At 60.9% G+C, this 15,076-nt stretch carries 14 protein-coding genes; 4 read left to right on the top strand and 10 right to left on the bottom strand.

Annotated elements, in window-relative coordinates:
- Position 1: 1 nt before the first annotated feature.
- On the top strand, positions 2 to 1,297 hold the full coding sequence (gene phoR / locus HSS18214_RS0111700; protein WP_016915483.1) for a phosphate regulon sensor histidine kinase PhoR: 1,296 nt from the start codon (positions 2 to 4) through the stop codon (positions 1,295 to 1,297).
- A 319-nt stretch (positions 1,298 to 1,616) separates the two neighbouring features.
- Entirely contained in the window at positions 1,617 to 1,928 is a 312-nt protein-coding gene (locus HSS18214_RS0111695; protein WP_016915482.1) for a hypothetical protein, read from the top strand.
- 279 nt (positions 1,929 to 2,207) lie between these two features.
- Here the strand turns inward: HSS18214_RS0111695 and cysZ are convergent, their stop codons facing one another.
- The 6 genes from cysZ to HSS18214_RS0111665 all read right to left on the bottom strand — a co-directional run bounded on the left by cysZ (position 2,208) and on the right by HSS18214_RS0111665 (position 8,157).
- On the bottom strand, positions 2,208 to 2,954 hold the full coding sequence (cysZ, locus tag HSS18214_RS0111690; RefSeq protein WP_016915481.1) for a sulfate transporter CysZ: 747 nt from the start codon (positions 2,952 to 2,954) through the stop codon (positions 2,208 to 2,210).
- Positions 2,955 to 3,024: 70 nt separating this feature from the next.
- On the bottom strand, positions 3,025 to 3,750 hold the full coding sequence (phoU, locus tag HSS18214_RS0111685; protein WP_016915480.1) for a phosphate signaling complex protein PhoU: 726 nt from the start codon (positions 3,748 to 3,750) through the stop codon (positions 3,025 to 3,027).
- A 30-nt stretch (positions 3,751 to 3,780) separates the two neighbouring features.
- Positions 3,781 to 4,593, bottom strand: a complete 813-nt coding sequence (gene pstB, locus HSS18214_RS0111680; protein ID WP_016915479.1) for a phosphate ABC transporter ATP-binding protein PstB — start codon at positions 4,591 to 4,593, stop codon at positions 3,781 to 3,783.
- The gene (gene pstA / locus HSS18214_RS0111675; RefSeq protein ID WP_016915478.1) at positions 4,587 to 5,996 is read right to left on the bottom strand and encodes a phosphate ABC transporter permease PstA; all 1,410 of its coding nucleotides are present in this window, start codon (positions 5,994 to 5,996) and stop codon (positions 4,587 to 4,589) included. The genes pstB and pstA overlap by 7 nt, the downstream gene beginning before the upstream one ends.
- Positions 5,996 to 7,114 (bottom strand): ABC transporter permease subunit, encoded by a 1,119-nt coding sequence (locus HSS18214_RS0111670; protein WP_016915477.1) that lies wholly within the window; start codon positions 7,112 to 7,114, stop codon positions 5,996 to 5,998. Before HSS18214_RS0111670 ends, pstA begins: the two co-directional genes overlap by 1 nt.
- Before the next feature lie 95 nt (positions 7,115 to 7,209).
- Positions 7,210 to 8,157 (bottom strand): PstS family phosphate ABC transporter substrate-binding protein, encoded by a 948-nt coding sequence (locus HSS18214_RS0111665; protein ID WP_016915476.1) that lies wholly within the window; start codon positions 8,155 to 8,157, stop codon positions 7,210 to 7,212.
- 101 nt (positions 8,158 to 8,258) lie between these two features.
- Between HSS18214_RS0111665 and HSS18214_RS0111660 the strand changes: the two genes are divergently transcribed.
- Positions 8,259 to 8,672 (top strand): acyl-CoA thioesterase, encoded by a 414-nt coding sequence (locus tag HSS18214_RS0111660; protein WP_016915475.1) that lies wholly within the window; start codon positions 8,259 to 8,261, stop codon positions 8,670 to 8,672.
- Positions 8,673 to 8,738: 66 nt separating this feature from the next.
- On the opposite strand, the gene HSS18214_RS0111655 is transcribed toward HSS18214_RS0111660, so the two are convergent.
- From HSS18214_RS0111655 to hexR, 3 genes are all read right to left on the bottom strand, one after another.
- Positions 8,739 to 9,827 carry a TRAP transporter substrate-binding protein gene (locus HSS18214_RS0111655; RefSeq protein WP_016915474.1) on the bottom strand — a complete coding sequence of 363 codons (1,089 nt, stop codon included), beginning with the start codon at positions 9,825 to 9,827 and terminating at the stop codon, positions 8,739 to 8,741.
- A 125-nt stretch (positions 9,828 to 9,952) separates the two neighbouring features.
- Complete coding sequence (gene uvrD / locus HSS18214_RS0111650) at positions 9,953 to 12,151, bottom strand: DNA helicase II (protein WP_016915473.1); 2,199 nt, start codon at positions 12,149 to 12,151, stop codon at positions 9,953 to 9,955.
- 115 nt (positions 12,152 to 12,266) lie between these two features.
- Complete coding sequence (hexR, locus tag HSS18214_RS0111645) at positions 12,267 to 13,121, bottom strand: transcriptional regulator HexR (protein WP_016915472.1); 855 nt, start codon at positions 13,119 to 13,121, stop codon at positions 12,267 to 12,269.
- A gap of 253 nt (positions 13,122 to 13,374) precedes the next feature.
- Between hexR and HSS18214_RS0111640 the strand changes: the two genes are divergently transcribed.
- A complete protein-coding gene (locus tag HSS18214_RS0111640) occupies positions 13,375 to 13,593 on the top strand; it encodes a PA3496 family putative envelope integrity protein (protein ID WP_016915471.1) in 219 nt (72 codons plus the stop codon).
- Between the two features lie 94 nt (positions 13,594 to 13,687).
- On the opposite strand, the gene HSS18214_RS0111635 is transcribed toward HSS18214_RS0111640, so the two are convergent.
- On the bottom strand, positions 13,688 to 15,031 hold the full coding sequence (locus tag HSS18214_RS0111635) for a sodium-dependent transporter (protein ID WP_026001899.1): 1,344 nt from the start codon (positions 15,029 to 15,031) through the stop codon (positions 13,688 to 13,690).
- Positions 15,032 to 15,076 lie beyond the last annotated feature (45 nt).

Here is a 15,076-nt window from a genome sequence, read left to right as displayed (position 1 = left end):
CGTGCGCCTGTGGAGCCGTGAGATCTGGCGCATCATCTGGCTGGCCCTGTTGGGCCTCTGCCTGGGATGGCTGGTGGATTACCCTGGCGCCGGGCTGGCGGCGGGGCTGCTGTTTTGTCTGGTCTATCATCTGCGCCAGTTTCGGGCGCTCTTTCTTTGGCTGACGCTCCACCCCCACGACGAGCCTCCGGCAGCCAAGGGCATGTGGGGAGAGCTGTTCGACCGCCTCTATCGCTACCAGAAAAGCCAGCGCATTACCCAAAGCCGTTTACGGGCAACGCTGGCGAGAATTCAGGAGTCCTCCGAAGCCATGCGCGATAGCGTGGTGATGCTGGACCGCCACGGCGACCTGGAGTGGTGGAACAGCGCGGCCACCGATATGCTGGGGCTGCAAACCGCCCACGACCGTGGCCAGCACATCACCAACCTGCTGCGCGACCCTCGCTTCATCAGCTACTTCAATGCCCGCGACTACAGTGAGCCGCTGACGCTGACCTCGCCGATCGACGAGCGGCGTATCCTTCAGTATCAGATCACCCTCTACGGCGATGACGAGCGGCTGGTCATGGCCCGTGATATTACGCGTCTGCACCGCCTGGAGCAGATGCGGCGTGACTTCGTCGCCAACGTCTCCCATGAACTGCGCACTCCGCTGACCGTGCTGTCGGGCTACCTGGAAACCTACGGCGACCTCAAGGAGCTGCTGCCTCCCCGCCTGGGTAAAGGAATTGTACAGATGGAGGAGCAGACGCGACGGATGCAGAATCTGGTCAACGACCTGCTGCTGCTGTCACGGCTGGAAATCGACCAGGGCGGTGACGATCACCAGACGCTGGCCGTAGGCCCCATGCTCGACAGCATTCGCCGAGACGCCCTGGCGCTCTCGAGGCAGCAGCACAGTGTGCAGGTCATTCTAGAGAGCGACGCTGGCTTGATCGGCAGCGAGCAGGAGCTGCGCAGCGCCATTTCCAATCTAGCCTTCAATGCCGTGCGCTATACCCCGGAAGGCAGCCAGATCACGCTGCGCTGGTCGGTGGCCGCCAACGGCAACGGGTGTATCGAGGTCGAGGACGATGGCGATGGCATTGATCCGGTGCATATCCCCCGCCTGACCGAGCGCTTCTATCGAGTGGATAAAGGGCGCAGTACGGCAACAGGAGGGACGGGTCTGGGCCTGGCCATCGTGAAGCACGTGCTGCTGCGCCACGAGGCACAGCTCAACGTAGAGTCACACCCGGGCGAGGGAGCTGCCTTTCGCTGTGTGTTTCCTGCCAGACGCGTTACCGGGCCTGCTTGAAGGCTCGACTTCACTGAATCCCCCTCTCTTTTGCATAACACCTGTATAAGTGTGCCATATTGGCATAGAACTCTGGTCACACCTCACTCATGTGTCATTTTTAACCACTCAAAGGCGTGGTCATGACCCCCTGAGCCCATGCTTTATACCATTCTTGTTTTTTTTAAATTATTGATAATAAATAATTTTTTTATTTTTTGGCATCCGTGGCACAACGTATGCAATATTCAAGGCAAGGAAGATTACCGCAGGAACTGGTAAGACATGAAGTCACTCTTCCTTAACTATGCGGTATCAACAGCGATCGAGGAGGCGGAATATGATGTCCAAGGAACTACTCAAGAAAGCTGGTATTTTAGGTGTTTCTTTTGGCCTGATGGCAAGCCCACTGGCATTTGCAGACACCACGGATCACTCATCCATCGACCAGAATCAGGATGTAACCGTCGAAGATGAGCCCATGAACACACAGTCTGGTACGGCTGAGCCCGGTAGTTACGACACAGAAGACCTGACCACCGATCACGGCACACAAGGTCCTGATGTAGTAGATGAGCCAGAGTCTACCAACATGAGCGGCGGTGCCGAGTACACTCCGGAAGATGTGGTAGAAGAAAATAGCGGCAGCTAAACGTAACAATTCTTTGCAAAGCTGAAAAAAACTCTTACGCTTAGGAGTGAGCAAACTGAGGGCAAGGATGTCCCATAGCAAGGATGCTCACCGATTCAAGGATGAATCAGAAAACGGTCAAGACACTGGTCAGGGTAAATTCCAAGGTTGGAGTCCCGCAAACGGAGAGGAAGCCAGCAGTCAGTATCGTTCATAAGTAAGAGTGGTCGAGACCCCGCCTAGCGGGGTCTAATTTTTTGTGCCTGCTATATGGGCGGCCCTGTGATGAATGGCTCTGATTCAGAGCGCCGAGCCTGCCGCCTTATCCCGCGTGTCCGGTGTGCCACGATAGTGGCGGTCCCACATGAGGACTGCGCCTGCGACGGCGCCTGGAATCAGGAACAGGTTGGCCAAGGGGATCCAGGTGATGAGCATGACCAGCCCGCCATATGTCATGCTCGGCCACCAGCGCCGTGAAAGCCTGCTGCGCATGTCCTTGAACGACACTTTGTTGTTATCCATCGGGTAGTCCAGATAGGTAATGGCCATGACCCAGGCAGAAAAGAGCGCCCATAAGGGAGGCGCGAAGACGTTCAAGCCGGGAATCCAGCTGAACAGGAACAATACGGCCATGCGCGGCAGAATATAGCTCAGCTTGACCAGCTCTCGACCCACGGCGTCCAGCGCCGTTTTGGCCAGCCCTCGGTCATCCAGAGGCTCACGCCCGGTGGCCTGGCGCTCTACCTGAGCCGCCAGAAACCCATAGAAAGGCGCTGCGATCAGGTGAGTCACCAGGGTGAAGCTAAAAAAGATCACCACCAGCAAGCTGATGAAGAATAGCGGCCAGATCAGCCACGACAACCACTCCAGCCAGCCAGGCACCATGGCCATGCTGCTCTCCAGCCAGCCCGAAAAGCGTGTGAAGAGCACGTAAACCATACCCGTATACACGAGCAGATTGACCAGAATGGGTAGAAAAACATAGCGCCTTAGCCCGGGCTGATACACCAGGCGGGTGCCTTGCCCCAATGCGTTGAGTGCATTCACGCGACATTACTCCCTAAAAAAACGCCCAGACAATGGTCTGGGCGTATTGCAGGAGGGTTTGACGGCCAGGTCAAGATTTTTTCATGACCTTCTGTTCCAGGGTGTCTGGGTCACTGTGGCGAATATCCAGGCCTTTCACCAGGTACACCACGTATTCCGCCAGGTTATTGGCGTGGTCGCCCACCCGCTCCAGGGCGCGCAGCACCCACATGATGCTCAACACCGAGCTGATGGAGCGCGAGTCTTCCATCATGAAGGTCATCAGCGAGCGCATGGCGCTGCCGTATTCGTCGTCCACCGATTCGTCTTCGCGAACGACCTGCATGGCCAGCTCGGTATCGAAGCGGGCGAAGGCGGTCAGGGCGTCACGCAGCATCTTGCGCACGTGCTCGCTGATATGGCGGACTTCTACCAAGCCACGAATGGCACCGCTGTTTTCACTCAACAACAGTGCATTGCGGGCAATCTTGCTGGCTTCGTCGCCGATTCGCTCCAGGTCCGAGGTGGCACGGATGACCGCAAGTACCAGCCGCAGGTCCGATGCCGCCGGCTGACGGCGAGCCAGCACTCGGGTGCACTCGTCGTCGATTTGCAGCTGCAGGTCGTTGACCTGACGGTCATTGTCGCGCACTTTTTCCGCCAGGCGGCTGTCGCCCTCCAGCAGAGCATGCACCGCATCCTGCACCTGCTTTTCCACCAGACCGCCCATGGCCATCAGGTGGGTCTTCAGCTCTTCCAGCTCCTGGTTGAACTGGCGAGAGATGTGTTGGCTGTGTGTCTCGCTCGTGATATCCATTGAGCACTCCTGACGTATCGTCGATGGGGCCTAGGTCATGCGGCCGGTAATGTAATTTTCGGTGCGTTGTAGACGCGGGTTGGTGAACACTTGATCCGTGGGCCCATATTCGATCAGTTCACCGTTTTGCAAAAAGGCCGTGTAGTCGGAAACCCGCGCGGCCTGCTGCATATTGTGAGTCACCAGCACCAGGGTGAGCTGGGACTTCAGGTTGCGTATCAACTCCTCGATCTTGAGGGTCGAAATAGGGTCGAGGGCCGAGGCGGGCTCGTCCAGCAGCAGGACATCCGGCTGAACGGCCAGCGTCCGGGCAATCACCAGGCGCTGCTGTTGCCCGCCGGAGAGCTGCCAGGCCGAACGGTGCAGGCGGTCCTTGACCTCATCCCACAGAGCGGCCGATGTCAGCGCCCACTCGATGATATCGTCGCGTTTGCGTTTGGGCAGGCGCCCTTGCAGGCGCAGGCCAAAGGCCACGTTTTCGTAGATCGACATCGGGAACGGGTTGGGCGTCTGAAACACCATCCCTACCCGCCGTCTGAGTTCGGTCACGTTCATGCGTGGCGCATGAATGTCCTGCTCTTCCAGGTAGATATGGCCATCGTGGGTCACGGACTCGTTCAAGTCATGAAGCCGATTGATTGCCCGTAGCAGCGTGGACTTCCCGCAGCCTGAGGGGCCGATGAACGCGGTCACCCGGTGACGAGGTACGTCGAGCGTCAGGTCACGCAACGCCGGTTTCCCCGCATAAGCGAGGTTGAACTGGTGGATGCTCAGGCACCGGGCGTCGGCTGAGAAGCGCGTCACCGGCGGTTGAGCAGTGTTGGCGGACGATAACGCTAGCATTCGTTTCCTCGTTGACGCCTTAGATAATGACGCAGAAATATGGCAGTTAGATTAAGCACCAGCACAATCAGTACCAGCAGGAGCGCGGTGGCAAACACCAGGGGGATCGCGGCCTGTACGTCTTCACCGTGGAAGGCCGTATCAAATAGATGATAGCCGAGGTGCATGAACTTGCGTTCGAGGTGCAGGTAGGGAAACTCGCCGTCCAAGGGCATTTGCGGAGCCAGCTTGGCGACGCCCACCAGCATCAACGGGGCCACTTCGCCAGCGGCCCGCGCCACGGCCAGAATCACCCCGGTCAGCATGGCGGGCATGGCCATGGGCAGCACGATGCGCGTGAGCATCTCCAGGCGGGTCGCCCCCAGCGCCACGGCCCCTTCACGTTGGGCATCGGGAATGCGTGCCAGGCCCTCTTCCGTGGCCACGATCACCACCGGCAGGGTCAGCAGTGCCAGGGTCAGCGATGCCCACAGCAGCCCGCCGGTACCAAAGGTCGGTGATGGCAGTTCGTCTTCGAAGAACCAGCTGTCGATGGAGCCGCCGATGCCGTACACGAACACCCCCAGCCCAAACACGCCATATACGATGGAGGGTACGCCAGCGAGGTTGCGGACCCCGATACGCACCAGATGGGTCAGGCGGTTCTGGTGGGCAATTTCGTTGAGGTAGATGGCCGCCAGCACGCCAAAGGGGGTGACGATCACCGACATGAGAATCACCATCAACAGCGTACCGAAAATGGCCGGCCATACGCCGCCCCCGGTATTGGCCGCGCGCGGCCCCTCACTGAGGAACTGCCACACGCGCCCGCCCCAAGCCGCCACCTTCTGATGCCAGGCCATGGCGTTGGGGGGTTGCAGGCGGGTGATCCCCGCCAGCGGCTGAGGCTGTACCCTGCCATTGGCTTCCAGCAACAGCTGGGCGTCGGGGCGCTGGTTTGGCGGCAGCATCAGGGCTTGGCGCACGAACTCCTTGGCCGCCTGTCCCTCAAGCCGCTGGCCTTCGCTTTCGACGGCGACCAGGCGGCCAAGAAAGTCGCCCCAGGGGGTGCGCTCCAGACGTATCAGCTCAGCAGGTGTGGTGACCTGGGCGATTTGATCGACGGCCAGCCAGCGCCAGCTGGCGCCCGTGAGGTCGCGGTTGCCGGTAAAATAGAGCCGCTCCATGCTTTGGGCATGGGGTAGCGGCACCTCGCGCACCGGCTGGCCGATCACCGTTTCGCCGCTGTGCAGGGTGACCTCCTCCAGCTCGGCGGGCCAGAAATGGCCTAACCCTTTGGTGGTCAGCAGTACCAGCAAAGCCCCGAGCATGAGCAGTGAAAGGGCCACGCTACCCGCACATAGCCAAGGCCACAGCCGGTTGCCCGCCGTGTTCAGGCGAAAGCTCAGCGCTCGCCAGCCCATCAGCGTGCGCCTCCCAGCCGCTGATAACGCCGACGCAGGCGCTGACGCACGACTTCGGCCAGCGTATTGACCGAGAAGGTAAAGATGAACAGCGCCAGCGCCGCCAGAATCAGCAGGTGATAGGTCATGCCGCCGGGGGAGGCTTCCGGCAGCTCGATGGCAATCGACGCCGACAGTGAACGTAGCCCTTCAAAGGGGCTGGCGCTGAACAGTGCGGTGTTGCCGCTGGCCATCAGCACGATCATGGTCTCGCCCACGGCGCGGCCTGTGCCAATCATCACCGCCGAAAACACGCCAGGGCCTGCGGTGGGCAGAGCGACCTTCCACAGCGCTTGCCAGCGGCTGGCGCCCAACGCCTGGGCGCCCTCCATCAAGCTGGATGGCACGTCGGCCAGCGCATCCTCGGCCAGCGAGTAGATACTGGGGATAATCGCAAATCCCATGGCGATGCCGACGATCAGGGCGTTGCGCGTGGCGTAGTCGATGCCGTGGCGCTGCTCCAGCCACAGGCGCAAGTCGCCTCCCAGCCAGTGGGTTTCGGCGAGCGGCGCCACCCACAAGGCTAGGGCAGTCATGCAGGCGAGCCACGGTATCAGCCACAGTGCCGCCGACGACAGCGGCAGCCGCTGGCGCCAACGGCTGCTGGCCGCATGCCAAAGGGCGCCTGCCAGCGCTGCGCTCAGCGGCAGCCAGACCAGCACGAGCAGGGTGCTGCCTAAATGACGCTCTACCCACGGGGCCAGCAGCAGTCCGGCAATGAAGCCAATCACCACGCCGGGTATTGCTTCCATCAACTCCATCACGGGCTTGATGCGGCTGCGCAGGCGTGACGACATGAACAGCGCCGAATACATGGCGGCCCCTAGCGCAATGGGCGTGGCAAACAGCATGGCCGCCAGGGCAGCCTTGAGGGTGCCCCAGGCGAGGGGCGACAGCGTGGCCAAGGAGAGCGCTTCGCCAAAACCAAGCAGCGGCAGCGCTTCCCATACCAGAAAGACGCCAATGGCGAGGATCGCCAGCAAAACAGCAATGCCGCCAGCCGTAATCAGTCCGGTGGCAATACGGTCGTGAAGCAAACGTAGCGGCTGACGCGAAGCAGGTAGCCGAGGAGGAGTCATGTCGACATCATACGAAGCAGGTGCCGTGATGAAAATAGGGGTTCATGGCCAGAATAGCTTACCCTACGCCCTGTTTGTGACAATTGGATGACAGTTTATTCATCCAACGCTTGGCTGCTGCGCAGGTGGTCGGGAAGTGCCACGAAGCCTGCCGCCTGCACGATCTGCTGGCCTTCGGCTGAAAAGACCAGCTCCAGAAAGGCTTGCTCGGCCGCCGGGAGCGCTTCGCCGGGGGGCAAGTTGACGTAGAGATACAGCGTTCTGGAGAGTGGATAGGTGGCCTTTTGAATGTTCGCCACGCTGGGCTCTACCGGGTTGCCTTGCTCATCGGCCAGCGCCACGGCGCGTACCATGGGGGTCAGGTGGTTGTATCCGGCATAGCCCATGGCGTTGGGCGACTCTCCCACGGCGGCAATCACCGCTGCCGCACCGGGATGTTCGCTGATATCGCGGCGAAACTGCCCGCCGCACAAGGCGCGCTGCTGGAACAGCCCCTGGGTGCCGGAGGCCAGGGTTCTGCCATGCAGGGCAATGTGCCCGTAGGGCCAATCCGTGGCGGGCAACAGCGCTTCCCAACGCTGCAGGGGCGCATCGGCACCGCAGGCGAGGGTAGTAGAGAAGATGGCATCTACCTGCGCCAGTGACAGGGCTTCCAGCGGGTTGTGGCGATGCACCACCAGCACTAGCGCATCGCGGGCGACGCTGAGCTGGAGCGGTGGATAGCCATAACGCTGGATGAACTGCTGACGTTCGCCTTCGGTCATGGCCCGAGACATGGGCCCAAGGCGCGTGGTGCCCGCTACCAGGGCCGTGGGTGCATTGGCCGAGCCACCCGCCTGAAACTGCAGGGTGATGCCGGGATGGCGTGCATTCAAGGCTTCACCCCAGCGCAGCATCAGCCCGGCCATGGTGTCCGAACCCACGGCGCCCAGGGTGCCGCTGATGGGCGCTGGCTGCGCCCAGGCAAAGGCGCTGAAGCAGCATAGCCAGCTTGCCAGCAGTAGGCGGTAAGGTCTCCATCGCTGTACACTGTCGCTCTTCAAACGCCTTTCCTCTTGTGATTAACTGGTGCTAGCCTGTTATTGCAGTGCAGCAACAGGCGCCAGGCCCGACCACAACAATAACCTTGCAAAGCGACGACCTCATGACACCACTGGATTCCGATGTGGACGATGCTCCCGCCCCCCAAGGGCAGCTCACGTTAAAGTTACTGGCTTCTCGTCAGGATACCAACCTCTACGGGGACATTCCCGGTGGCTGGCTGGTGAATCATATGGACCAGGCCGCCGAGCTGGCCGCTGGCCGCGAGGCAGGCGGGCGTACTGCCACGGTTGCCATCGAAGCCATGGATTTTCTAAGCCCGGTGCGTGTGGGATCCATGGTCAGTGTATACACCCAGGTACAGGATATTGGCCACAGCTCGATCCGTATCGACGTGGAGGTCTGGGTGCGCCCACCCCATGGCCGACACATCGAAGAGCGACAGAAAGTCACCGAAGCGCGTTTCGTCATGGTGGCACTGGACGACAATGGCCGGATCAGAGCGGTTCACAGCTGACGTTGCCATGCCACCGTCGTCACAACAAAAAGGGCGCCGAGGCGCCCTTTTGAGACCGTAGGGTGATTACGCCCCTACGTTGTCACGACTCTTCAGGTAGGCGTATTCGCCGATATCACTGAAGGGACGTAGTACGCTCTGGAAGGCCGAGTAGGATTCCCATACGCGGCGCGACTCTTCGTCGCTATCGACCTGACGCTGAATGGCTTCCTTGGAGGACTCGTACAGCGCGGCCATGACGTCTTCCGGGAAGGTGCGCAGCTGCACGCCGTGCTCGTCGACCAGCGTTTCCAGCGCCTGGGCATTGCGGTAGGCGAACTCGCTGATCATGGCCAGGTTGGAGGCACGTGCCGCTTCGCGAATCACGTCCTGCAGGTCTTCCGGCAGGGCATTCCAGGCGTCCAGGTTGACGGTGCCTTCCAGTACCGCCGTGGGCTCGTTCCATACCGACGTGTAGTAGTAGTCGGCCACCTGATGCAGGCCGAAGGCCATGTCGTTGTAGGGGCCTACCCAGTCGGCGGCATCCAGAACACCGGTTTGCAGCGAAGTGAAGATTTCGGAGCCTGGCATGTTCACGGTGGTGACACCGATACCGTTCATGGCTTCACCGGCCAAGCCCGGCAGGCGCAGGCGAATGCCCTGCATGTCGGCCAGCGAATTGATCTCTTTCTTGAACCAGCCCGCCATCTGAGTGCCGGTGTTGCCGACGGCAAAAGGCTTCAGGTTGTGGTTGGCGTAGATCTCGTCCCACAGCTCCTGACCGCCGCCATGGTACAGCCAGGCGTTCATTTCGGTGGTGTTCATGCCAAACGGCACTGCCGTGAAGAACTGCGAGGCGGCCACTTTGCCACGCCAGTAGTAAGAGGCGGAGTGGCCCATTTCGGCGGTGCCGGCGGCGACCGCATCGAAGACTTCCAGCGCAGGCACCAGCTCGCCCGCGCCATGGACCCGAATACGCATACGGCCGTTGGAAAGCTCTTCCACACGGCGAGCAAAGTCATTGGCGCCGGTGCCCAGAGCCGGGAAATTCTTGGGCCATGAAGTCACCATGTCCCAGGTATAGGTTTCATTGGCGCTGGCAGTCGATACGAACGGTGCAGCAGCGACACCGGCGGCACCCAGGCCGGCGGTTTTCAGGAATTGACGGCGTTGCATGGCGGGCATGACTCCGAAATTATTGGAAGTTTTTTATAAGCGCAGTGAGCGCAGTGTCCGCCTGCCAGTATGCGCCAAGCAGGTTTTATTGGGCAAGTGCTCACGCCTGCTGGCGGGTCAACGGGTTACAGGGGGGAGAGCTTGGCAAACCCGAGTACCAGCCACTTCACGCCTTCGCCGTCAAAGCTCACCTGAACCCGCGCCCGAGCGCCTTCGCCTTCGGCGTTCAGAATGATGCCTTCGCCGAACACCGGGTGGCCCACCCGCTGGCCGACATGCAGGGCAGGCAGGTCGCCGTCGCTTTCGATGCTGGATTGGGCAAAGCTGGGCCGTGAAGCGGTCACGGGGCGCGAGACATGGCCGCGCAGACGCACTTCTTCCAGCAGATGAGGCGGTAGCTCACGGAGAAACCGGGAGGGGCGGGGAAACACCTCTTTGCCGTGCAGGCGGCGAGTCTCGGCGTGGGTCAGGTAGAGCTTCTGCATGGCGCGCGTCACGCCCACGTAGCACAGGCGGCGCTCCTCCTCCAGGCGGCCTGGCTCCTCCACGGACATCTTGTGGGGAAACAGCCCCTCTTCCACCCCGGCAATGAACACCACCGGAAACTCCAGCCCCTTGGCCGAGTGCAGGGTCATTAGCTGCACGCTGTCTTCGAACTCCTCGGCTTCATGGTCGCCTGCGTTGAGGGCGGCTTCCGAAAGGAAGGCTTCCAGCGCGGCCATGCCTTCTCCGGCTTCCGGTGTCTCGAAGGCATCGCCATGGGTAAAGGCCCGGGCCGCGTTGACCAGCTCTTCCAGGTTCTCGACCCGGGCCTGGCCTTTTTCACCGCGCTCGCTTTGATGGTGTTCGATCAGCCCGGTGCGTGCCGTGACGTGGTCGATGATCTCGTGGAGCGGCAGCCCGGAGGTGTCGTTGTCCAGCTGCTCGATCAGGTTGGTAAAGGCCTGCACGGCGTTGCCTGCGCGGCCTTTCAAGGTGCCGTCCTGGATCGCATCGTGCAGCGCTTGCCACAGCGATACGCTCTGCTCCCGGGCGTGATGGCGGACGATTTCCACGGTGCGCGTGCCGATGCCTCGGGTGGGCACATTGATGACGCGCTCCAGGGAGGCATCGTCATCACGGTTGAGCAGCAAGCGCAGGTAGGCCAGGGCGTTCTTGATTTCCAGCCGCTCATAAAAGCGGTGGCCGCCATAGATACGATAGGGCATGCCCTGGCGAATCAGCGTCTCTTCCAGCAGGCGCGACTGGGCGTTGGAACGGTAGAGGATGGCCACGTCCCGGCGGTTGAAGCCTTCGTTGACCTTCTCCTTGATGGTATCGACGATATAGCGGGCCTCTTCGAGGTCGTTGAACCCCGCATACACCGAGATAGGCTCGCCTTCGGCGCCATCGGTCCATAGGTTCTTGCCGAGACGCTCGCTGTTGTGGCTGATCAGCGTATTGGCCGCTTCCAGAATCGCGCTGGTAGAGCGATAGTTCTGCTCCAGGCGCACGGTATGAGTGTTGGGAAACTCTTCTTCGAAGCGACGAATGTTCTCGACCTTGGCGCCCCGCCAGCCGTAAATGGACTGGTCGTCATCGCCCACGGCGGTCATCGGGGTCTGCTGGCCGGTGAGCAGCTTGAGCCAGGCGTACTGCAGGGTATTGGTATCCTGAAACTCGTCCACCAGCACATGGCCAAAGCGCTCGCGATAGTGGTTCAGCAACGGCGGGTTGTCGCGCAACAGCTCCAGGCTGCGCAGCAGCAGCTCACCGAAATCCACCAGCCCGCCTCGCTCGCAGGTGAACTGGTAGCGCTCGTAGAGCTCGACCATCTGGGCGAGGTACGCATCGCCATTGACGTTCACCTGATGGGGTCGCAGGCCCTCTTCCTTGCAACCAGAAATGAACCCCTGCACCTGGCGTGGCGGGAAGCGCTCATCGTCAATCGAGTAATCTTTCAGCAGCCGCTTGATCAGCCGCAGCTGGTCATCGGAGTCGATGATCTGAAAGTGCTGGGGCAGGCGGGCATCCTGCCAATGGGTGCGCAGCAGCCGGTGCGAGATCGAGTGAAAGGTACCCACCCAGACATGGCGCATGGAGATGCCCAGCAAGGCTTCCAGACGCGTGCGCATCTCGCGGGCTGCCTTGTTGGTAAACGTGACGGCCAGCAGGGCATAAGGGGAAAGCCCTTCGGCCTGCATCAGCCAGGCAATGCGGTGGACCAGCACACGCGTTTTGCCGGAACCGGCGCCGGCCAGTACCAGAAGGTTGCCCTGGGGCGCACTGACGGCTTCCCGCTGGGCCGGGTTGAGATGATCGAGTATCGCCGTGACGTCGTCCATATAAGCCGCTGCCGGTTCAAAAAAGGGGCGACCAGTCTAGCACAGCCAGCACACTGGCTGTGCATACAGCGTGTCTTCAGGACGCTGGCTCAGGGCTCTTTCTCAGAACCGTTGCTCAGGACTCTTCCGGGTAACGCAGCGTGGTCAGGCTCTTCTTCACCGCTTTCAGCTGCTCGGCCAGTTTGGGGCCCCGGGTCTTGGCCACGCCCACCGCCAGCACGTCGATCAGCACCAGGTGGGCAATACGCGAGCTGAGCGGGGTGTAGATCTCGGTGTCTTCGTGCACGTCGATGAACAGCGGCAGGCTCACTTCCTGGGCCAGCGGCGATTCGCTGGGACACAGGCCGATCACGGTGGCGCCTGCTTCGCGGGCCAGGCGAACGCTGGCCACCAGCGCCCGGGTACGGCCTGTCTGCGAGATGGCGACTACCACGTCGCCCTCTTGCAGGGTCACCGCCGACATGTTCTGCATGTGCGGGTCGGCGTAGGCAGAGGTCGAGATCTGCAGGCGGAAAAACTTGTGCTGGGCATCGAAGGCCACCGCGCCGGAGGCGCCAAAGCCGTAGAACTCGACGCGATTGGCCATGGCCAGTGCATTGACGGCCTTGCCCAGCGCATCGTTATCGAGCCGGTCGCGCACCGACAGCAGTGTGCCCACGGTGGAGTCGAAAATGCTGTGGGAGAATTCGGCCACCGAGTCGCTGTCGTTCATCGAGAACTGCGCGAACTGGCTTCCGCTGGCCAGCATCTGGGCCAGCTGCAGCTTGAAATCCTGAAAGCCGTTGCAGCCCAGCGCACGGCAGAAGCGCACCACCGTAGGCTCGCTCACCTTTGCTTCGGTGGCCAGGTCCACGATGCGCATGTGAATGACTTCATCGGGGTTGCGCAGCACGAACCGCGCGACCTTTTGTTCGGAGCGACGGAAATGCTCCATGCGGCGTCTCATTTCATCGAACAGGGCGCGGCTCACGTTCAGCTCCTTAAATTCTTGATCGTGCTTGTGCGGCCATAAAGAGGCCACAGTATGCCTGAGTGTTGCATCGGGGGCAGCGTCCTTCACGAGAGTGCTGCCGTTTAAAAGGCGTTAACCCATTTCTTCAAGAATCGTCATCATTTTGTCAAGTAGGTTATAGTAAGAAGTGACGTGCCGCACTGCATCATTTAAAAATCAGTCGTCACGGATGCAGGTGGACGTAGGCAACTCACCTGGAGGAGCGTCGATTATGAGAAACGTCGAACGAATGACCTCGGTAAAAAGCGAATTGCTCGACATATTCATGAGTATGGAGGTCGATGAGCATGCCCAACGTCGGCGCAGCGCCGCCCAACGTAGCCTGAGAGCGCGTCGGGGCATCGAGCTGCACCGGGAATTCCAGAAGCTGTCACGGGATATCGCTCCCTTGCCAGACGATGACGACCCGCAAGAGAGCGAACTGCACTAGCCAGCCGAAGAAGAGGCTGGTGAAGGAAGGCGAGAAAGCGTTACGCCACGGTAACGCCCTCTCTATTGGGTAAGCTTGCCGACCCAGCGGCGAGTTAGAACAGGCCTGCCAGGAAAACCACCGTGACCCCGATGGGGGCGACGTATTTGGCCAGCAGGTTCCACAGGCTGTAGTCGTAGACATCCAGCCTCAGTTCCTTGCGCGCTTCTTCTTTATCCAGGCAGAAGGCGAAGAATACGATCGCACCCAGGCCGGTCAATGGCAGCAGGATCTTGCTGGTGAAGGTATCCAGCAGGTCGAAGATGTTCAGCCCAAAGAACAGCACGTCTGCCCATACGTTGAACGACAGCAGCGCCGCGACACCCAGTGCCCATACCGCCACTCCGCTCACCAATGTGGCCACGATGCGTGGCATCGACGTGCGCTCTTCCAGAGTTTCCACCACCGGTTCCAGCAGTGAAATGGCCGACGTCAGGGCGGCAAAGGTCAGCAGCAGGAAGAACATCAGGCCCAGAATGGTGCCGCCGGTCATGTTGCCAAACGCCAGGGGCAGGGTGACAAAGATCAGGCCGGGGCCTTCGCCAGCACTCAGGCCGTTGGCAAAGACGATGGGGAAGATGGCCAGGCCCGCCAGCAGGGCGATGGCGGTATCCAGCAGGATGACCGTTCGCGCGGTGCTGATCAGGTTGACGTCTTCGCCCAGGTACGAGCCGTAGGCCATCATGATCCCCATGCCCAGCGACAGCGTGAAGAATGCCTGGCCCATGGCCGCCAGTACGACACCACCATCCAGCGCATCCCAATCGGGGCTGAACATGAAGCTCAGGGCCTCACCAAAGTAGCCGCTGGTCATGCCGTAACCCACCAGCACCAGCATCAGGACCACCAGGGCAGGCATCAGGGTGCGAGCAGCGCTTTCCAGGCCTTTGGTGACCCCGCGTGCCACGATCCCAACGACCAACACCATGAAGGCCGTATGCCACAGCAGCAGGGCGGTAGGGCTGCCCAACATGCCGCTGAAGATGGCGCCAATGCTGTCAGCGTCCTGGTCATTGAAGCTGCCGAGCACCGAACCCAGCGTATAGTTCAACGACCAGCCGCCGATGACGCTGTAGAACGAGAGAATCAGAAAGGCAGCCAGGACGCCGCTGACGCCGACCAGTGCCCACGCTTTCGAGCGGCCATGATTGGCGGCCAGTTCGGCCATGGTATTGATGGGGTTCTTCTGACCGCGACGGCCAATCATCCACTCGGCGACCAGAATGGGCAGGCCGACCAGTGCCACACAGGCCAAATAGACCAGAACGAAAGCGGCGCCACCGCTGTCGCCCACCATGTACGAGAAGCGCCAGATATTGCCCAGGCCAACGGCGGAGCCCGCCGCGGCCAGCACAAAGCCCATACGAGATGACCACTGTGCATGCGCAAGTTTTGCCATAAATCACCTGTTTCAGTTCAATTGTAATGGGTCGATATCGGCAGA

It is taken from the genome of Vreelandella stevensii S18214 (genome assembly GCF_000275725.1).
GTDB classification, from domain to species: domain Bacteria; phylum Pseudomonadota; class Gammaproteobacteria; order Pseudomonadales; family Halomonadaceae; genus Vreelandella; species Vreelandella stevensii.
The sequence above is the reverse complement of the archived record's forward strand: the minus strand, read 5'-3'. Positions and strand labels throughout refer to the sequence as shown.